22 protein-coding genes and 2 tRNA genes are annotated in these 18,703 nt (G+C 61.1%); 14 read left to right on the forward strand and 10 right to left on the reverse strand.

Annotation, left to right across the window (positions count from 1 at the left end):
- Nucleotides 1–2 precede the first annotated feature (2 nt).
- From L286_RS32885 to L286_RS32910, 7 genes are all read left to right on the forward strand, one after another.
- Nucleotides 3–1,403 (forward strand): efflux transporter outer membrane subunit, encoded by a 1,401-nt coding sequence (locus L286_RS32885; protein WP_020819224.1) that lies wholly within the window; start codon nucleotides 3–5, stop codon nucleotides 1,401–1,403.
- Nucleotides 1,404–1,547: 144 nt separating this feature from the next.
- Entirely contained in the window at nucleotides 1,548–2,033 is a 486-nt protein-coding gene (locus L286_RS32890) for a methylated-DNA--[protein]-cysteine S-methyltransferase (RefSeq protein ID WP_013040338.1), read from the forward strand.
- Nucleotides 2,034–2,108: 75 nt separating this feature from the next.
- Nucleotides 2,109–2,711 (forward strand): hypothetical protein, encoded by a 603-nt coding sequence (locus L286_RS32895; protein ID WP_125445790.1) that lies wholly within the window; start codon nucleotides 2,109–2,111, stop codon nucleotides 2,709–2,711.
- A gap of 295 nt (nucleotides 2,712–3,006) precedes the next feature.
- Nucleotides 3,007–3,222: a hypothetical protein gene (locus tag L286_RS48425; RefSeq protein ID WP_020819222.1), complete on the forward strand. Its 216-nt coding sequence runs from the start codon at nucleotides 3,007–3,009 to the stop codon at nucleotides 3,220–3,222.
- A 512-nt stretch (nucleotides 3,223–3,734) separates the two neighbouring features.
- Complete coding sequence (locus tag L286_RS32900) at nucleotides 3,735–5,780, forward strand: prohead protease/major capsid protein fusion protein (RefSeq protein WP_152520591.1); 2,046 nt, start codon at nucleotides 3,735–3,737, stop codon at nucleotides 5,778–5,780.
- Nucleotides 5,781–5,870: 90 nt separating this feature from the next.
- A complete protein-coding gene (locus tag L286_RS32905) occupies nucleotides 5,871–6,296 on the forward strand; it encodes a DUF6950 family protein (protein WP_021223304.1) in 426 nt (141 codons plus the stop codon).
- Between the two features lie 245 nt (nucleotides 6,297–6,541).
- On the forward strand, nucleotides 6,542–7,234 hold the full coding sequence (locus L286_RS32910) for a hypothetical protein (protein ID WP_020819219.1): 693 nt from the start codon (nucleotides 6,542–6,544) through the stop codon (nucleotides 7,232–7,234).
- 23 nt (nucleotides 7,235–7,257) lie between these two features.
- Here L286_RS32910 and L286_RS32915 read toward each other — a convergent pair whose 3' ends face one another.
- From L286_RS32915 to L286_RS32925, 3 genes are all read right to left on the reverse strand, one after another.
- Nucleotides 7,258–7,488: a hypothetical protein gene (locus L286_RS32915; protein ID WP_021223305.1), complete on the reverse strand. Its 231-nt coding sequence runs from the start codon at nucleotides 7,486–7,488 to the stop codon at nucleotides 7,258–7,260.
- Between the two features lie 32 nt (nucleotides 7,489–7,520).
- Nucleotides 7,521–8,135 carry a DUF4145 domain-containing protein gene (locus L286_RS47875; RefSeq protein ID WP_084498512.1) on the reverse strand — a complete coding sequence of 205 codons (615 nt, stop codon included), beginning with the start codon at nucleotides 8,133–8,135 and terminating at the stop codon, nucleotides 7,521–7,523.
- Nucleotides 8,136–8,336: 201 nt separating this feature from the next.
- Nucleotides 8,337–8,612 carry a hypothetical protein gene (locus L286_RS32925; protein WP_020819217.1) on the reverse strand — a complete coding sequence of 92 codons (276 nt, stop codon included), beginning with the start codon at nucleotides 8,610–8,612 and terminating at the stop codon, nucleotides 8,337–8,339.
- Nucleotides 8,613–8,888: 276 nt separating this feature from the next.
- Here L286_RS32925 and L286_RS48430 point away from each other — a divergent pair, with 276 nt between their 5' ends.
- The 4 genes from L286_RS48430 to L286_RS0124485 all read left to right on the forward strand — a co-directional run bounded on the left by L286_RS48430 (nucleotide 8,889) and on the right by L286_RS0124485 (nucleotide 11,791).
- Nucleotides 8,889–9,440, forward strand: a complete 552-nt coding sequence (locus tag L286_RS48430; RefSeq protein WP_125445788.1) for a hypothetical protein — start codon at nucleotides 8,889–8,891, stop codon at nucleotides 9,438–9,440.
- Nucleotides 9,437–9,925 carry a hypothetical protein gene (locus tag L286_RS48435; RefSeq protein WP_125445787.1) on the forward strand — a complete coding sequence of 163 codons (489 nt, stop codon included), beginning with the start codon at nucleotides 9,437–9,439 and terminating at the stop codon, nucleotides 9,923–9,925. The genes L286_RS48430 and L286_RS48435 overlap by 4 nt, the downstream gene beginning before the upstream one ends.
- On the forward strand, nucleotides 9,922–10,515 hold the full coding sequence (locus L286_RS48440) for a hypothetical protein (RefSeq protein WP_125445786.1): 594 nt from the start codon (nucleotides 9,922–9,924) through the stop codon (nucleotides 10,513–10,515). Before L286_RS48435 ends, L286_RS48440 begins: the two co-directional genes overlap by 4 nt.
- 172 nt (nucleotides 10,516–10,687) lie before the next feature.
- Entirely contained in the window at nucleotides 10,688–11,791 is a 1,104-nt protein-coding gene (locus tag L286_RS0124485; RefSeq protein ID WP_025160731.1) for a tyrosine-type recombinase/integrase, read from the forward strand.
- A gap of 10 nt (nucleotides 11,792–11,801) precedes the next feature.
- On the opposite strand, the gene L286_RS32935 is transcribed toward L286_RS0124485, so the two are convergent.
- The 4 genes from L286_RS32935 to dapB form a co-directional block, all read right to left on the reverse strand.
- A tRNA-Arg gene (locus L286_RS32935) sits at nucleotides 11,802–11,878 on the reverse strand.
- A 74-nt stretch (nucleotides 11,879–11,952) separates the two neighbouring features.
- Nucleotides 11,953–12,336, reverse strand: coding sequence for a hypothetical protein (locus tag L286_RS32940; protein ID WP_029986595.1), 384 nt, complete (start codon nucleotides 12,334–12,336; stop codon nucleotides 11,953–11,955).
- Between the two features lie 95 nt (nucleotides 12,337–12,431).
- On the reverse strand, nucleotides 12,432–13,082 hold the full coding sequence (gene nth, locus L286_RS32945) for an endonuclease III (RefSeq protein WP_020819209.1): 651 nt from the start codon (nucleotides 13,080–13,082) through the stop codon (nucleotides 12,432–12,434).
- 2 nt (nucleotides 13,083–13,084) lie between these two features.
- Complete coding sequence (gene dapB / locus L286_RS32950) at nucleotides 13,085–13,849, reverse strand: 4-hydroxy-tetrahydrodipicolinate reductase (RefSeq protein WP_020819208.1); 765 nt, start codon at nucleotides 13,847–13,849, stop codon at nucleotides 13,085–13,087.
- 144 nt (nucleotides 13,850–13,993) lie between these two features.
- Between dapB and L286_RS32955 the strand changes: the two genes are divergently transcribed.
- Entirely contained in the window at nucleotides 13,994–14,692 is a 699-nt protein-coding gene (locus L286_RS32955; RefSeq protein WP_020819207.1) for an NAD-dependent deacylase, read from the forward strand.
- Between the two features lie 29 nt (nucleotides 14,693–14,721).
- Here L286_RS32955 and L286_RS32960 read toward each other — a convergent pair whose 3' ends face one another.
- The 3 genes from L286_RS32960 to L286_RS32970 all read right to left on the reverse strand — a co-directional run bounded on the left by L286_RS32960 (nucleotide 14,722) and on the right by L286_RS32970 (nucleotide 16,597).
- On the reverse strand, nucleotides 14,722–15,735 hold the full coding sequence (locus L286_RS32960) for a FecR family protein (RefSeq protein ID WP_007685060.1): 1,014 nt from the start codon (nucleotides 15,733–15,735) through the stop codon (nucleotides 14,722–14,724).
- A complete protein-coding gene (locus tag L286_RS32965) occupies nucleotides 15,653–16,258 on the reverse strand; it encodes a sigma-70 family RNA polymerase sigma factor (RefSeq protein WP_013040249.1) in 606 nt (201 codons plus the stop codon). Before L286_RS32965 ends, L286_RS32960 begins: the two co-directional genes overlap by 83 nt.
- A 147-nt stretch (nucleotides 16,259–16,405) precedes the next feature.
- Entirely contained in the window at nucleotides 16,406–16,597 is a 192-nt protein-coding gene (locus L286_RS32970) for a hypothetical protein (RefSeq protein WP_020819206.1), read from the reverse strand.
- A gap of 156 nt (nucleotides 16,598–16,753) precedes the next feature.
- Here L286_RS32970 and L286_RS32975 point away from each other — a divergent pair.
- Together L286_RS32975 and tig are read left to right on the forward strand one after the other, a co-directional pair.
- Nucleotides 16,754–16,838: transfer RNA gene (locus tag L286_RS32975), tRNA-Leu, on the forward strand.
- Nucleotides 16,839–16,908: 70 nt separating this feature from the next.
- Nucleotides 16,909–18,513, forward strand: a complete 1,605-nt coding sequence (tig, locus tag L286_RS32980) for a trigger factor (protein WP_020819205.1) — start codon at nucleotides 16,909–16,911, stop codon at nucleotides 18,511–18,513.
- Nucleotides 18,514–18,703 lie beyond the last annotated feature (190 nt).

Here is an 18,703-nt window from a genome sequence, read left to right on the forward strand (position 1 = left end):
CGATGAACAAGATCAAGCCGTTCTCCGCCGCTGCCCTGGCGCTGACGCTCGCGGCCTGCGACATGGCGCCCCGATATGTGCGGCCCGCCCTGCCGGTGGCGGGGGCGAGCCCGCAGGGGCCCGCCTATCCGGCTGGGCAGGGGCAGGCGATCGTCCCGGCGGACACGGGCTGGAGGGATTTCTTCGTCGATCCCCGGTTGGCGCGGGTGATCGAAACATCGCTGGCGCATAATCGCGACCTGCGCGTGGCGCTGGCCAATGTGGAGCAGGCGCGGGCGCAATATCGGGTGCGGCGGGCGGATATTTTCCCGACGCTGAGCGCCAACGGCAGCGCCACCTATCAGGATACGCCCTTCTCCCAGGTCGGGACGGGCCGGACGGACATCTATTCGGCGTCGGTCGGCGTGTCCGCCTGGGAAATCGACCTGTTCGGGCGGTTGCGCAACCTGAGCAGGGCGGCGCAGGAGCAATATTTCGCATCGGTCGAGAACCGCAACGCGGCGCAGACCGCTCTGATCGCGGAGGTCGCCAATGCCTGGCTGACGATGGCGGCGGATCAGGAGCGGTTGAGGATAGCGCGGGATCTGGAAAAGGCCTTCGGACAGACGCTTGACCTCACCAGGGCGCGCTTCGCCAAGGGAATCGCGTCGGAACTGGAAGTGCGGCAGGCGCAGACCAGCCATGACCAGGCGCGGTCGGACATTGCCGAGGCGACGACATTGGTGGCGCAGGACCAGAATGCGCTGAACCTGCTGGCCGGCGCGACAGTGGCGGGGGAGGACTTGCCGGCGGCGATGCCGGAAGGCGACGTCACGCTCTCCAGCCTTCCGGCCGACCTGCCTTCCACGGCCTTGCTGCGCCGTCCGGACATCATGGCGGCGGAGCATCAGTTGCTGGCCGCCAACGCCAATATCGGCGCGGCGCGGGCAGCTTTCTTCCCGAACATCTCGCTGACCGCCGCGTTCGGAACATTGAGCCTCGGCCTATCCAATCTGTTCAAGTCGGGCAGCGACACCTGGTCCGTGGCGCCTTCCGCCAGCCTGCCGATCTTCGACTTCGGCCGCAACAGGGGCAATCTGCGCTATGCGCGGGCGACCTATGACGCGATGGTCGCGACCTATGAGAAAAGCGTGCAGACAGGCTTTCGCGAAGTCGCCGACGCGCTTGCCCGGCGCGGCACGATGACGCAGCAACTGGAGGCGCAGACATCGCTGCGGGATGCGGCGCGGGTGAGCTATCGCCTGTCCGAAGCGCGGTTCCGCGCCGGCGTCGACCCTTTCCTGACCACGCTCGACGCGCAGCGGACGCTATACAATGCGGAGCGGAGCCTGCTGGCGACAAGGCTGAGCCGCGCCGCGAACATGGTCGAACTTTATCGCGCTATGGGTGGCGGCCTGAAATAACTTTTTGGCCGCAAGCGGCGGGAAGGCGGCCATGCCGGCATAGTCCATGGTGCCTTTCTGGAGCATCCGCTTAGAAGGATGCGACAACAAAATCCTGGAGCGCGGGACCTCAACGCGGCCCGCCCAAGGGTGGGAAGGACAGGCATGACCTACGCATATCGGACGATGGATTCCCCTGTCGGCGAATTGACGCTGGTGGCGGGCGAGGCGGGGTTGGCTGCGGTGCTGTGGCAGGATGACGATCCCCGGCGGGTGCGCCTGGGGCCGCGGATCGAGCGGGGCGATCATCCGGTGCTGGAGGAAGCCGGGCGGCAACTCGGCGAATATTTCTCCGGACAGCGGGAAGCGTTCGACCTGCCGCTCCATTTCAGCGGCACGGATTTCCAGAAAAGCGTCTGGGCTGCCCTGCTGACCATCCCCTTCGGGGAGACCCGCAGCTATGCCGACATCGCCCGCCAGATCGGCAAGCCGTCCGCCTGCCGCGCCGTGGGAGCCGCCAATGGACGAAACCCGATTTCCATCATTGCGCCCTGCCACAGGGTGGTCGGCGCCGATGGCGCGCTGACGGGCTTTGCTGGCGGTCTGAAGGCCAAGCGCTATCTGCTTGGCCTGGAAAGAAGATTTCCGTGAGATCCATCGGGGAAATGGCGGGGAAATGGCGCACCCAAGAGGGGATAGGGTATCCCTTGATTTCAAAGAGTTGTATTGGCGAACCCGTCCAATAGGACGCGCGGAAATCTGCGCTGTTCAGCGACGAATGGCGAACTTTCCATTCTGGAAAATGGCGCGGCGTGGCGGCGCTGGCAGCGCGATATGAAACCGCAGTTTTCACTTTTCGGTCCTGCGGCACTCGCTGACGGGCTAGAAGGCGTTCTACATAGCGAGGCCGCCCGCCAAAATGTCACCGAGCTTATCGGGCAGATCGATGCGATCATCTTGCAACTGGATCAGTTACGACAACGGTTAACGTTGGGCATTGGCCCGCCCTGGATACTCGACGCGATGGCGCTTCCTCCGCAGTTGGTGGAGAAATACATTGCAGCGGCGGCCTTCTCCCGTTGGTTCGCCTATCGCGTTGATCGGGTGTCGGATAGCGTGGTCCGGTCCTCGCTGCTCTACAGCGATTATACGGACTGGTGCGCAGGGCAGGCGCTCGCCCCTTCTGCCGTGATGAGTAGAACGGCCTTTGGTCGAGCGCTGGGCCGGGAAGGCATCCCCGCTGGAAAGAAGGACCATCGCGGCCGGATCATGCGGCGAGGAGCTAAGTTGCGGGTCAATGTTGGAGCCGATAGACATGGCGATCAATGAACTGATGCGCTGCTACGGACAGTTTACGGACAGTTGGGCTTTGGAATGCCCTAACTGTCCGTTGCGGGCCGCTCCAGACTTTTCCGTGATGAGATCGGAGGTCGGTGAGGTTGATCTCGCCCCCTTCTAACTGTCCGTCTGTCCGTAAACCGTCCGTAGCTGCAACCCTAGCAAATCTGCGGGTTACGGACAGTTACGGACAGTCTGAACAGTTATCTTCATGTTGGCCCCATATGCGCGTGTGCGCATGTGCGAAAATGGGGTGACTGTCCGTCTGTCCGTAAGGAGATATTCAATGGGTAAAGAGAATAATCAAGACTCATCCTTATCCAGCCAGTTAGCGCAGCAGGCGGTCTGTCACAGCGATCATCCAGCCAATGCGGCTGCGGCCCTCATGAGCGCTGCTGCCCATCTCCTTGTGGCTCGGTTTGGAACCGAAGGGGCGATTTCGCTCATGGCATCTATGCTCGATGAGGCGGCCAGCGACTGGCGGCGGCGGAATGCCCACTGATCCCCCCAACGGGTCCTTCTGGGGTGGGGCCGCCTAGTGCGGTGAGGCGAGGTGCACATAAATAGGGTTCATAAGTAATACAGGATTATGAACTCCATGAACTGAACTGGTACATGCACTGAAATTCACATTTGAATGTGGTGATGAGATGGTAGATGGATTGAAAGATGAATATAATGAGGCGTCGGCCGCCAAGTATTTGAACATTTCCGGCCGGACGCTGCGTCGCTATCGTATAGCACAGTTGATCGGTCATCATCGTTCGCCTGGAGGTCGGATCAGCTATACTCTCGATCAACTGATAGATTTCCAGCTTTCGACCAGAGTCGCGCCGGTTCAGTCCAACGCCGCGTAAGGACAGCCGATCTACAGCCCAATTTCGGATTGCGGATCGCGAGACGGCCGAGGAAATGGACGGTGGCCAAGAAAAGGTAGCATTTGGCCTCACATGTCCGCGTATGGCCTCATAACGGTAATTTACCTCCCGCCCCGCTGTGCAGAGTATCAGGGGCATGAGCAACACAGCCCCCACTATGACAGAGCGCCGCGTGATGGCGGCCCCGCGTACCCGGTCGGCGGACATATCGCCCACGAGTTGGAACGCTGAAAGCCGCACCATCGAAGTTGTCTGGACGACTGGTGCGCGTGGCGCGCGCTTCGATTGGGAGAGCTTCGAAACCGTCGATGAGGAATTGGACACGCGCTCGACTGCCGTTCGCCTTGACCGCCTCAACGCTGGTGCTCCGGTCCTAGATACTCACCGCCGGAGCGGCCTGGCCAACCAGATCGGGGCGGTGGTGCCCGGTTCCGCCCGGATGCAGAACGGTCAAGGCGTCGCCACCGTGCGGCTATCCGACCGGCCAGACATTGCCTCCATCGTTTCCGACATTGCGTCGGGCATCATCCGCAATCTTTCGGTCGGTTACATGGTCCATGTCTATGAGATCGAGAGGGCACCGGGGCAGCGCCCGCTTTACCGCGCCGTCGATTGGGAGCCGTTTGAAATCAGTTTCGTGCCGGTGCCGTTCGATGCCCAGGCGCAAGTTCGTGATGCGCCAGAATCCTCCCCCTGCATCCTTCGTCCTCATCCTGTTCAGGAGTATTCTTCCATGTCTCACACGCGCCATAACACCCTCGGCATTTCGCGCACCGCTGATGGTCAGCAGCCTGCTACCGAACCCGCACCGATCACGAACGATCCCGTATCGCTGGCTCGTATCCGGGAATATGTCATGGCCGCCAGCGAAGGGGCATACGCACAACTCACGCGGGAGGATTGCAATGGCATCATCCTCGACATCGCCGAGCGAGGGATGAACGAACACGAGATGCGGGAAACCTTGCTGGGCATACTCGCATCACGTCAACGTGCGGCCACCTCCCCTGCGGGCGGCGGCCCGCGCGAAATTGTCGATCGGTGGGGCTCTGGGAGTGCCACCTATGAGAACCCGAATTTCCACGCCCGCGCCATCGAGGATGCCCTATATGCCCGCATGAGCGGTCGCGCGCCGACAGATCAGGCTCGCGCGTTCATGCACATGTCGCTTGTCCAGATCGCGGGACAGATAGCGGAGCGCGCCGGAGTGCGTGGCGTCAACAGCATGGCGCCGGGGGATGTGTTGAACGCCGCAGCTTGGAACCGAACCCGTGGCTTTGACAATGGGGCCTATCGGGGTGGCGGTTATCACACCGCCAGCGATTTCCCAGATCTTCTGACGGGCGCAGGCCAACGCTTCCTGATGGATATGTTTGCAGCTGCTGAATCGCCTCTCAAGCTGATCGGCCGCAGGCGCAACGCGCGAGACTTCCGCGAAATCAGCGGGCTGGAGCTTTCCGGCTTCGGTACGCTGTCGGAAGTGCTGGAAACGGGCGAGATCAAGTCCGGCACCTTCAAATCGCGGAAGGAAACCTATCAGGTCAAAACCTTCGCCAAGATGTTCGCCCTCTCCCGGCAAGCGATCATCAACGATGATCTGGGGGCGTTCGGCGATCCGATCCGCGTCATGGCGCGCGCGGCCGGAGAAACCGAAGCGAGCCTGCTTGCCAGCTTCATCAACAATAATCCCGCCATGTCGGACAGCAATCCGCTGTTTAATGCGGAGCATGGCAACCTGGCAGGAACCGGGGCGGCCCCCAGTGTCGCCACGCTTAGCGATGGCCGCCTTGCCATGCGCAGCCAGAAGGATTTGGATGGCGTGACGCCTATTGCCGCCGCGCCGAAATATATCCTTTCCAGTCCCTCCTATGAAACAGCAATCGAGCAGCTCATAGCGACGCAACTCAGTGCCAACCAGGTGGATGAAGCCAATCCCTTTGCGGGCAAGCTCACGCCGCTGGTTGATCCTCGCCTCGATGCCTTGCCATGGTATCTCTTTGCCGATCCCGTAAACGCGCCTGTGCTGGAATATGCCTATCTGGAGGGCCATGAAGGTCCACGCGTCGAGATGAAGGAGGGCTGGGACACGCTGGGCACCTCATTCCGCGTCTACATGGATTTTGGGGCCGGTCTGGTCGATTGGCGCGGCGCGTATAAGAACCCCGGCGCTGTCGTCGGCTGATAAGCGAAGGGCGGATATTTCGGCGAGAGGGGCCGCCCTGGCCTCGCATGGGTCATCTTCACCCCTCCCGCCAATTCAACGGATGTGGAAATGTCGTCTCTAACGTTAGTTCAGCGCGCCGCCGCTACCACCGCAACGATGGCCAAGTATCGCAGCCAGGCGTTTGACTGGCGAGCTCGCGCCACCTGTATCCATATGGCCCGCTTTCATCTTCGGCGATTGGGTCACACACCTCCACCGATCCCTGATTTTCGTTCGGCGCTGGGCGCCCGCAAGGCTCTCGAAAAGACCGGCTTTGCAGACCTTCCCGCTCTTCTGGATAGCCTGCTGGAGCGCATCGCGCCTGCCTCCGTGCTTGTCGGGGATATTGTCATTCTCAGAGGCGATGAAGGGTTTGACAGCATCTGCATATGGGCCGGCGGCAAGTTCCTGGGCTGGCATGGCGATGACCCAAGCGGGATCAAACCGCAGATGGCGCTTGATCCCGCCAACATCATAGGAGCGTGGCGTGTCTAAGACCCTCCGAACCGTTGCGGTCATCGCGGGCGCTGTCTCCCTTGTCGCTACAGGCATCGGCGCGGCAGCCGCCCTGGCCGCGCCTGCAGGCATGGCTGGCAGTGTTACAGTAGCGAGCGTTTCCACCGCCACACTGGCCAGCATCGCCACATACGCATCTGCGGTGGGTATGGCGGCATCTATCGGCGCTGGCCTGGCCGCTATCAAACCTTTCGACCCGAAACAGATTCTGGAGATCATCGCCCATGACTGCGCTGAACATGTGGGAGGATGGGCGGAACGCCTATATCCTGAACGACACAGCGGCCTATCCCATGGATGGCTCGACGCTGCTGCGCCATACATTCAAGACGGTAGTGGTTGACGGCCTGCTGTTCGGTCAGCGAGCCGCCATTGCCGCAACCGGATGTCTGCCCACTGAGGTCTTGCAGGCGGGTATCAGTGAAATTCAGCCGATAGATGCACCACACTTGCTGGCCAGCCTGCCAGCCCTCATGGTTCGGATGACGCTGGAAATGCGGCGGCACTCTATCCATGACGAAGTGCACGGCTATTTTCTCGCGGTAGCGATCATCAATCCTCAGTTGAAGCGCCCACTGTTATCGGTCGCGCGTTCGGAAAGTCGGGAGAACCCGGAAGAGCTTCCGGCAAACACGTCGGTTCCCGTACGCTACTGGGTTACGGGCATGGTGCCTTTCGGTCCCTTTACGTGCGATGCTGCGGCCTATGATCCTTCTGCCATCGCCGCATTTCAACCCAGCGTCGATGGGCGGGCGATGATAGAATTCCAGCGCAGCCAGCCATGGCCGGACGGCGGGTTCAGAATCGGCGGGCAGGCGGTACTGACCACGATTGCGCCGGAGGGCGTTTCCTCTGAGGTTGTCGCTACCTGGCCCGATCAAATCGGCCAGCCCATAAACGGCGCCGTGCGGGCATAGAGAGACCTGTCATCACACCGGAGCTAATTCCGCCAGGTTTGCTTCAGCTCTTCGTCAAACCAGCGCTCAGTATCTTCTAGCGGCCCCATCACCGACCGGAAGTCGAGATAGTGGGAATAGCCCTCGCTGCCCAGCCAGGAGCGGAAATCATCGAATGACGGCATATCGGCTGACCCGGCCGCTATGCCGTTTTTCCTTGCCCATTGGCTCGCTAAAGAGCGGATCGCCTTTTCAGCATCAGCCTTACGCGTCATCGCTCTTCGCCCCAGATTTGAGCATGGATAGCCTACGATTCAGCAGCTTTCGCTGCGGCAATCCCTCTCTGTATTTTTGCTGACAAAACAAAAAGAAAATTCCCCAGAGCCTCAGCAAAATCCACGGATTGTTTAGCCTCGTCCGGACTTAGATGAGGCTTTTCCTTGTCGGCATGCCGTGGACGATTGGCGCCAAGCCTTACCGAATGTGCCCACGCGGCCATACCCTCAGTTAGCTTATTGTCGCCCAGTGCTTGGTCGATGCGCTCATAAACCGAGCCTTTTTCATACCCCAGCTCTTTCAACATGGAATCGACCGCGCTGCCTGCCATAACACCAGCCGCATCGGGGGCATGCAACGTATCAAAAGCTTGCTGAAGAAACTGTCGAGCGATCGGCGGAATATCCTCATGCGCCGAGCGCACGGCAGGGAACACACTGGCTGGACGCTGATCTTCTAACGCGAAGTTGGGAAGCGACGAGGCAGCAATACCGCCCCCGCACTTTACACAGGCGAAAAAGCCCCATTGTCGCCTAGCACCATCTGTTGAGGGGGTGCCCCCACGCCACATTTGAAGCAACAGGGGCGGAGACACAGAGCAATGTGGACACCGATCAACACCGCCAAGCGTGTGCAAATCATTCATATAATCTCCGAATGTCCTCAATAGGGGGCTAAGGGCGGATTGCGTCGGCGGTGGTCGCTGAATTTTTCACCCCCGATTCGTTCCGTTCGGAAGCCGTTCGCTTTCCATGGCTTGCAGAGTTTGCAGCCTGCTCGTTGATTTCGGGAGCGCTGGCGTTTGTGGTGCATAGTTCACGGCCTTTCCTCTGGACCGGCTGGCAAGTTATACTTGGGGTTTGCTTGCATCCCACATTTCACGCACCTTAAGGAAAATCTCTCGAGATTTTTCGTACGGCTCGCCGTTGGTGATAGTATTATATTCGGTCAAAACTTCTTCCACCGAATTTTCAATTTTCGGGGTCAGCATATTGTTTTGGCGCTGCGAACACAGTGATATTATAGACAGATGCAGCGCCAATCCTCCAAGGCTCTTGGTGGAATTAACGTGATCTATCATCTTCGCGAGGTCTTGAATCGCCTTCGCGGTTTCTACATCCATAATTTTAACCTTGTAGATGGGCCGTCAAAATCTGACGGATTGCTTCCGGTCGGGAGGGGCGCGGCTCTTCCTGGCAGGCTATCCATGCGTCGAGCGCCGCTAATTGATCGGGCTGCAGGCGCACCATAATAGGTGTACCCACGCCAGTCTTAGGACGCCCTCCGAGGTTTTTGGTATCACGTCTTGACCCGTTCATAGGTTCTTGATACCACAAAGGCGAACCGGAGCAAGGCGGCAACCTCACTCCGGCTCTAACCATCGACACGGAGTCTACCCATGTCTCAGGCTGTTTCCGCCCCTATCACGGGCGATCCTTCTGTTGCACCCGGCAAATCGCCGAATTTTGCTGGTATGTCACCGGGATTTACCGAACAGGAATCCCCCTCGCGACGCGCCGTGCTCGCTGGGATGATGCTGGCTCCGGCGGCTCCAGCGCTGGCAGCGTCAGTTCCTGCATCACCTGATCGTTCCGCCTGGGATCGCGCATATCATGAATATCGGCGTCTTCGGCTGCGGATGGACGCCTATTATGCGCTCGGCCCGATGAACTGGGCGAATGAAGCGTTCTGTCTCGCAAAGCTGAATCGAGATGAAGAACCGGAGAAGTTCGACGAGGCGGCGGACGCCCTGAGAAATGAAGAAGGTGAAACAGGGCGCTATTACAAGCCGGTAGACGCCGCCGCGATTGCGCTCGTCAGGATGCCTGCTCCCGACCTCGATGCCGTCGCCTTTAAGATCAAACTGCATGACGATCACCTTTCGGCTTCGGACGATGAGAAAATTGCGTGGGCCTACATCGAGGACGATCTGCGGAGGCTGGCGGCATGAGCGCGCGCAGCACGGACAGTCCGGACAGTTTTTCCGATGGCTGCGCCCCTTCAACGCGGCGCGCGTTGCTAGCGGGGATGATGTTGGCTCCCACAATTGTTGCCGCCCCAGCGCTTGCTGTCTCGCCGTCATCGACCTGGGCCGCCGCAATGAAGTGCTTCAACGAAGCCCTCGCCGCAGAAACTGCCTATGATCGGTCGAAATGGAGCCCTGCCTATCACGTTCAAGAAAATGGCGGCCGCGAAATTCCTGCTCATGTTCATGCCGAATATGATCGGCTGCTAGATGCGCGTTGCGAGGCCGAAGAGACGCTTATTCTGACCCCAGCGCAGCATCTTTCGGGGGTAATCTGGAAGATAGACTACGCCCGCCAGCGGTGGGAGGAATTCACCGATTGGCCGGAAGATTGGTGGGACGCCATCATGGGCGATTTGCAGCGGTTTGCTGCAATGGGAGGGGCGCTAACTTTGCAAAGGGCATTATGAACGAGCGTGCGTTCAAATGCTTGCAACCGCGTCAATCTTCATTTAAACGGGCTTCCGTTGAAATGGAGTTTGTGATGCCCAAGCCTGACATTTTTTCGAACCTTCGTGGTGGTGCTATCTATGCGGCCGCCGGCGTCGCCCCAACGACGGCTCGTACTTGGGCCTTGAAGCTTGGCCAACCGCGACTTGGTGGGCATCCTCGTTACAATTTGGGCGATGCAGTAATTTTGAGCCTGATGAAGGCATTGGCGCTCGATAGCGGGTTTGCCCCCGGCCTCGCTGCTGCGCTGCTAAATGACAAGCGGGATGAGATTTTAGGGGCGGTTGACCTCATCTGTCAGGAGCAATCCTCAAGCGGAAAATGGCGCTGGGAGGGTGGGCCATTCCTGCACATCAAAGTTGGTGGAAGTGGATTCCAGCCATCTGATGGCGTTCACATCATCGGAGATGAGCAAATCGTTTCGGCAATCTCTGACCGGAGTAGCGGTGATTTGCAGATTATCGCGGCGCTTCCCCGCCAGGTTTGTAAAACCAAGCTCCGGCTGGAGGCAGTGCTGCGCGGTGATTTGCCTGCGGAGGTGGCTGCGTAATGTCACGCCGTGCGGCCTTCAAGCAAGCTGATGCGACGCGCGCGTTGCGGGCCGCCGTAGCTGCTGGGTTAAAGCCGACTGGATACCGGTTGGACCCGACAGGTGGGATTGAGGTGATGTTTGGCGACGATAAGCCGAAATCTGCTAACTCGTTCGATGACATTCAGGGCTTATGAAACGGCGCTGGCTTCCTGAATGGGTGAGCGAGTATCGCGACCGTCACGGCAAGCCGCGATATCGGTTCCGCCGCAAGGGCTTTGCTACTTACTCATTCAAAGCGGCTCCTGGCAGCGAAGCATTCCGGCAGGAATATGCAGCATGTATAGACGGCACCGCCGCGCCACCGATAGAAGCTGGCGCCGATCGTGTCGCGCCTGGTAGCTTCGATGATCTCATTGCGCGTTACTATCATTCGCCGGATTTCCTAGATCCGAGTGAGCGGACGCGCGTCGTTTATCGCGGTGTCATCGAGCGATGGCGCAACCATAAGCCGACGAGTGGAAAGCGATATGGCGATGCCATGGTGCGCGATCTCCAGCCCCGACACGTCGAAAAGATGATGGCCGACATGCTCCCGCATCGGACGGCCGCCAATATGCTGAGGAAACGGCTTAAGGCGCTGATGCAGTTCGCGATTCGGCAGGGCATGGCAAAGGTCAATCCCGTTGATGCAACGAGGCCCTTCAAGGTTGATGGCAACGGCTTTCACACCTGGAGCGAGGAGGAAATTGCCGCTTACGAGGCGACGCACAAGCTCGGTTCCATGGCGCGCTTGGCGTTCGATCTTTTGCTCTTCACCGGCCAACGTGGCGGTGACGTGAGGCTCTTGGGGCCTGGGCATGTCCGAGATAAGCGGATTACCCTCACGCAGGAAAAGACCGGGGTTACGGTCAGCCTGCCGGTCTTGCCGCCCTTGGCCGCCTCGATACTGGCCACGCCTTCACGGGCGATGATCTTCATTGTCAGTGCGCATGGACGGCCATTCACGCGGAAGGGCTTCGGCAACAAGTTTCGGGATTGGTGCGATGAGGCGGGTCTGCCGGCATGCACCGCCCATGGCCTCCGTAAGGCGGCTGCGCGGCGCTTTGCAGAAGCCGGATGCAGTAACCAGCAGATTAAATCATGGACGGGTCATACGACCGATAGCGAGGTTGCTCGATACACGGCGGCCGCAGATCAGAAGACGCTTTCCGATGAAGCTGGCGCGATGTTGATGGCTAACCTCCGCAAAAGGTTAGCCAATGAAACCGATAACCAATTGGAAAAGGGCGCATAAATGCGAAAGGTGGCGCACCCAAGAGGATTCGAACCTCTGGCCTTTGCCTTCGGAGGGCAACGCTCTATCCAGCTGAGCTATGGGTGCGTGTCGCTAGTGCGAAGGGCCGCTTAGCAAAGGCCAATCGCTCGCGCCAGCATCAAAATCGTCTCAGGCCAAAGTTATTTCGCCATTTTCTGCATCGGCTGGAATTTCCCCAACCCGCAACTCGGCCCTCGCTGCAAGCCACCAGTCTGATAGAGCACGGTGATGATGTCCACAGAACAGAGCTGGGACAGGCTGGTCCTGTAGAGGAAGCGCTTTTCGAAACCCAGGCTGGGGCAGCTCATGGGCAGGCTATTCCGATACACCTTGTTGCCGTTCATGATGAAGTCGATGGTCCGGTCGTCGCGGACGTCGGTGGAGCGGATCGCGCTCAACTGAATGCAATCGACCGGCTTTCCGGCGGGAACCAGATTGTCCGGCGCTTTCTTGGCGGCGGCAGGGGCGGCAGCGCAGGCGAGCGCGGCCGCCAGCGCGAGTTTGCGGATAAGGGGGGCAGACATGACGTCTCTCCTGTTGACTGTCTGGATGACGTCGCGGAAACGCATCATCCGTCCTGCCGCTCCTTTTACCGCACGGCGCCTGAACCGCACAATAATCAGGGCTTGGCGCCGGGCGCGGGCGTCTTGGGCTTGAAGCGGCAGAAGTCGGCGACGATGCAGCGCCAGCATTCGGGCTTGCGCGCCTTGCAGACATAGCGGCCATGCAGGATCAGCCAGTGGTGCGCATCGCGGCGGAAGGGGCCGGGGACGCGCTTTTCCAGCTTCAGTTCGACCGCCAGCGGAGTCTTTCCGGGCGCCAGGCCGGTGCGGTTGCCGACGCGGAAGATATGGGTGTCGACCGCGAACGTCTCCTGCCCGAAGGCGGTGTTCATGACGACATTGGCGGTCTTGCGCCCGACGCCGGGCAGGGTGGTGAGGATGTCGCGGTCCTGCGGCACTTCTCCGCCGAAATCGCGGACCAATATTTCCGACAGGGCGATGACGTTCTTGGCCTTGGCGTTGAACAGGCCGATCGTCTTGATATGGGCTTTCAGGCCCTCTTCCCCAAGATCGACCATCTGTTGCGGCGTGCGGACCTCCCGAAAAAGGGCGCGGGTCGCCTTGTTGACGCCGACGTCCGTGGCCTGCGCCGACAGGACCACCGCCACCAGAAGCTGATAGTCATTGCCATATTCCAGTTCCGTGCGAGGGGCCGGATTGGCCTCCGCAAGGCGGCTGAAAAAGTCGAATATCCGGTCCTTGTTCACGGTCAGAGGCCCAGGACGCCCTTCATGTCATAACGGCCCACGGGTTGGCCGATCAGCCATTGCGCGCCCTTCACCGCGCCGCGGGCGAAGATGATGCGGCTTTCGGCGCGATGGCCGATCTCTATCCGCTCGCCATCGGCGGCGAAGATGACCTGATGATCGCCCGCCACGGAACCGCCGCGCAGCGCGGCGAAACCGATGGCTCCCCTGGCGCGCGCGCCGGTGATGCCGTCGCGACCGCGCTCGCTATGATCGGCCAGGGCGATGCCGCGTCCCCGCGCGGTGGCTTCGCCCAGCAGCAGCGCGGTGCCGGACGGAGCGTCGACCTTATGACGGTGGTGCATTTCGACGATCTCTATGTCCCAATCGTCGCCAAGGCGCGTTGCCGCCTGTTCCACCAGCGCCGCCAGCAGATTGACGCCGAGCGAAGTGTTGCCGGTCTGGAGCAGCGGAATGCGCTTCGCCGCTGCATCGATCAGCGCGTGATGCGCGGGTTCCAGCCCGGTTGTGCCGATAAGGACCGGCTTCTTCGCGGCGATGCAGGCGTCCAGATGGGCCGACAGCGCGGCGGGCACGGAAAAGTCGATCAGCACGTCGCTCCGCTGCGCCAGCGCCAGGGGGTCGGCGGTGATCGGGATGCCGGGGGCGATTTCGCCTTCGCCGTCGCGGTCGGTGCCTCCGGCGATTTTCAGGCCCGCTTCCTGCACGATCTGCGCGATGGCGCGTCCCATGCGGCCGGCCGCTCCGAAAATCCCGATGCTGGTCATCACAGTCATTCCTTAAAAAGTCGCGTGGCGGATGCCAGAATAGATGGCTCTTGTCATCCTTTTGCTATCGGTTCTTGCAATGGGAAGTGGGTGGCATAGGGACTTGGGCGGCCCTCTTATCGCGCAACGGGACGGGAAAGATAAATGGACGACATTCGCAATATCGTGATCCTGACCGGCGCCGGGATTTCCGCCGAAAGCGGGCTGGCGACCTTTCGCGGACCGGACGGGTTGTGGGAAGGGCATCGGGTGGAGGATGTGTGCACGCCAGAGGCCTTGGCGCGCGACGCGGCGCTGGTGCACCGCTTCTATGACGAGCGGCGGGCGAAACTGGCGGATGTGAGGCCGAACGCCGCGCATGAAGCGCTGGCGGCGCTGGACACGCAATGGCCGGGGGAATTGCTGATCGTCACGCAGAATGTGGACGATCTCCACGAGCGGGCAGGGGCAAAACGGCTCATCCATATGCACGGGGAGTTGCGCTCGGCGCTCTGCGCGGGATGCGGGAAGGCGAAGCCCTGGACGGAGGCCTTGCCGCCCGGATCGCCCTGCGATGGCTGCGGAAGGGCGCTTTTGCGGCCCGACATCGTGTTTTTCGGCGAGATGCCCTATGAAATGGAGGTCATTGACCAGGCGTTACGGCGGGCCGACCTGTTCGTTTCGGTGGGGACGTCCGGGGCGGTCTATCCGGCGGCGGGTTTTGTGCAGACGGCGCGCCATGTCGGCGCCCGGACGCTGGAGTTGAACCTGGAACCGTCGGCCGGGAGCTTCTATTTCGAGGAAAGCCGGATGGGAGCCGCGAGCGTCCTTGTGCCCGAACTGGTCAGGGAATTGCTGGGATAAGTTCGGAACGGGCCGCGTAGCCCCCGATCTTATTCGCCCGCAGGTTCCTGCTCATCCTGATAGAGCAGCATGACCGAGCCGTCCTGTCCGTCGACCACGCGGATCGGCAGGCTCAATCGCAGCGCGGAAAGGAATTCCTTGCTGTCGGTGATGCGGAAGCGGCCGCCGATGCGGAGCGAGGAAACCCGCGTGTCCCCGATCAGGATCGGCGCGGCGCGGTAGCGGTTGAACTCGCTGGCGGCCTGTTCGATGGTTTCGCCGTCCAGTTCCACCATCTGCTCGCGCCAGGCGGTGCGCTGGCCGATCAGGCGCGAGTCGAGATGGGTGAGCGACACGCTGCGCGGCTGGATGACGGCGCCGCTGCCCGCGCTGATCTGCTGAGCCAGCTTGTTGCCGGAATGGACGGTAACGGTGCCTTGCGTAACCGTCAGTTCGACCAGCGAAGGGCGCAGCCGCACGTTGAAGGCGGTGCCCACGGCGCGGATGACGGCGGACCGGGCCTCCACGTCGAAGGGGCGGGAACGGTCATGAGCGACGTCGAAAGAGGCTTCGCCCTTCAGGATGCGGACCTTGCGGCCGTGATCGGTGAAGCGGACTTCCGCGGCGCTGTCGCTGTTGAGATGCAAAGTGGAGCCGTCGTCCAGCGCGATGTCGCTGATCTGCCCTATCTCCGTCTCATAATGGTCCACGCCGCTGAAGGTGCGGACGGTGACGATTGCGGCGACGATGAACAGCATCACCGCAACGGCGGCGGCGATCATGATGTTGCGCGACAGGCGGCGCTGCTGCTCCTCGCTGACGATGGTTTCCAGCGGGGGCAGGTTGACTTCGGCGGCGGCGCTTTTCAGTCGCTCGGCCGCTTCCCAGGCGGCTTCGGCCCGGGCGAACGCTACGGCATGGCGGGGGTCGGCTTCGACCCAATGGCAGATCTCGGCTTCGACCTCGGTGCGAGGGCCGCTGTTAAGCCTTGCCAGCAGGCGCGCGGCTTCCGCCTCGATCTTGCCCCTGCTTTCGTAGCCCGAATCTGGTCCCGACGCCTGCACGTTCGAAATCCGTTTCCTCACGTTCTGCCCAGGCCCGCATAACTATTGCGATCGCTTTGGCCAGATGTTTTTCAACTGTAGAAACGGACAGGGACATTTCCTCCGCTATTTCCAGCATCGATTTTTCGTGGATGCGGCGGAGAATGAAGACCCGGCGGCATTGTGTCGGAAGCGAATCGACGATCGTTTCCACCTGGCGCAGCGCCTCGCGGGCGTGGAGCTGCGCTTCCACGTTATTTTCGCCCTGCAACAGTTCCAGGTCGGCGATGGTTTCGAAACTCACCACCTTGTTCCGGCGGGCGGTGTCGATCACCAGATTGCGCGCTATCGTGAACAGATAGGCGCGGCCCGTCGTTACATTTTCCCAATTTTCAGTAGCATAGGCGCGGGCAAGTACCTCCGCGACCATGTCTTCCAGTTCCTGATTGGCAGGCAGGATTCTCCGCAGGCGCCCTCTTAGGGCAGCTTCCTGCGGCAGGATCACTGTCTTGAACCATTCCAGCTTAGCGCGAACCCCGTGCACGATGACCCCCTTGCTGTCAGCCGCGCCTCTCCCGATTTCATCTGTTTGTCATAGTTCAATCATGGATGCAGGGGCCTGTCCAGCGCTTGCGCGGGCATTATTGCGGGTTTCTGTGGAAAACCCGTCTTGCTGTGGCCAAAATGTCGATCAGGCGGGGGGAAGTTCGGGCGGGGCGCGGTCGGGCTGGTCGAAGTCGGGCGCATCCGGCACGATTTCGGGCGGCTGCCCGGCGGGGGCCTCATCGGGCGGGAGGGGGGCGGGGGTTTCGGGCGGCGATTGCGGGTCGATCCTGTCAGGGGGCGGCACGCCGTCTGGCGCGGTGTCGGGTCGGGTGGCCATCGCTGTCTCTCCTGAATAAGGTGGGGTGAATAAGGGGTAAGCGCGGGCAGGCGGATCGGTTCCGTCCGGACTTATCCACTGGTTATCCACAGGCCGGACCTCTGGCCCTTGCTTCATGGGCCGCTTTTCTCTATGCCGCGCCGACCGGCGACCGATGCGGGCGTGGCGAAATTGGTAGACGCGCCAGATTTAGGTTCTGGTATCGCAAGATGTGGGGGTTCGAGTCCCTTCGCCCGCACCAGTGCGCCAGACCGTGGAACTGCGCCAGGCGCCAACGAAATTCAGCTTTAAGAAAGCGTTTGAGAGAAGAGATGCAGACTGTCGAGACGTTGAACGAGGGCCTGAAGCGCGCCTATACCGTGACCATCACGTCGAAGGACATCGACGCCCGCGTGGAAAAGGAAGTCGCCGCCATCGCGCCGCAGGTGCGCATGCCCGGCTTCCGCCCCGGCAAGGTGCCGGCCAACCTCGTCAAGAAGATGCACGGCGAATCGTTGCAGCGCGATGCGCTCAACAACTCGATCCAGGACGGCATCCAGAAGCTGATCGCCGACAACAAGCTGCGTCCCGCCATGCAGCCGTCCGTCGAACTGGACGAGGGCTTCGAATTCGGCAAGGACGCCGAAGTGAAGGTCGAACTGGAAGTTCTGCCGGAGATTGCAGCGCCCAGCATCGAAGGGCTGAAGCTGGAGCGCCTGACCGTCGAGGTCGCCGACGCGCAGGTGGATGAAGCCGCGGGCCGCATCGCGACGCAGCAGGGCGCCCTTGAGGAGCATGCCGCAAGCCACAAGGCGAAGGACGGCGACACGCTGACCATCGATTTTGTGGGCAAGATCGACGGCGAGGCGTTCGAGGGCGGTTCGGCCGAGGACGTGAAGCTGAAGATCGGTTCGGGCCAGTTCATCCCCGGCTTCGAGGAGCAGTTGACCGGCGTCAAGAAGGGGGACGAGAAGACCATCACCGTCACCTTCCCGGAAGATTATGGCGCGGCGCACCTGGCGGGCAAGGAGGCGACCTTTGACATCACCGTCAAGGCGATCCTGGACGCCGACAAGCCCAAGCTGGACGATGATTTCGCCAAGTCGCTGGGGCTGGAAGGCCTGGACCAGCTCAAGGAACTGCTGAAGGGCCAGATCGAGCAGGAACATAATGGCCTGACCCGCACCTATATGAAGCGCAAGCTGCTCGACCAACTGGCGGCCGCGCATGATTTCGACGTGCCGCCGAGCATGGTGGAGGCCGAGTTCAACCAGATCTGGGCGCAGCTTCAGCATGAAGCCAGCCATGAGGAAGATCCCGAAGCGGCCCTCAAGGAGATGGAGGCGGAGAAGGAAGATTATCGCGCCATCGCCGTGCGCCGGGTCCGCCTGGGCCTGCTGCTTTCGGAAATCGGCCAGGCCCATGGCGTGGTCGTCAGCGACCAGGAAATGAACCGCCTGATCATGCAGGCGGCCCAGCAGTACAGCCCGCAGGATCGCGAGCGTTTCGTGCAATATGTGCGTCAGGATCCGATGGCCGCCGCGCAGCTTCGCGCCCCGCTCTATGAGGACAAGGTGGTCGACTTCCTGTTCGAAAAGGCGGAAATCACCGACCGCGCCGTCAGCCGCGAGGAACTGGAAGCCGCGATCGAGGCTGAGGATGGCGACCTGAAGCCGCATGTCCACGGTCCGGACTGCGATCATGACCATGATCATGATCATGGCGAGAAGCCCAAGGCGAAGAAGGCTGCTTCGAAGAAGAAGGCCGCCGACGCTGAGGAAGCGGCTGCTGCCGACGAGGCCGAAGCCCCCGCCAAGAAAGCGCCGGCGAAGAAGGCCGCCAAGAAGGACGAGGCCGTGGCTGAGGAGGCGGTTGCCGAGGACAAGCCCAAGGCGAAGAAGGCTCCGGCCAAGAAGGCTGCCGCCAAGGCCGAATAAGGCCTTCTCGGCCGGAATGGACAAGCGCCCGGCTTCGCGAGGAAGTCCGGGCGCTTTTCATTTCGGGCTCGGCGTGGCAGACGAAATGATGTCGTCTCGCCATTCCAGCGGCGATTGGGCAAGTCGCGAGGTGCTCCTGTAAAGGCGGGAGCCTGGTTCACCCGTCTGAACTGCGCTCCTGCCTTCGATG

Origin of the sequence: Sphingobium sp. HDIP04 (assembly GCF_000445085.1) — a bacterium.
Classification (GTDB): domain Bacteria; phylum Pseudomonadota; class Alphaproteobacteria; order Sphingomonadales; family Sphingomonadaceae; genus Sphingobium; species Sphingobium indicum.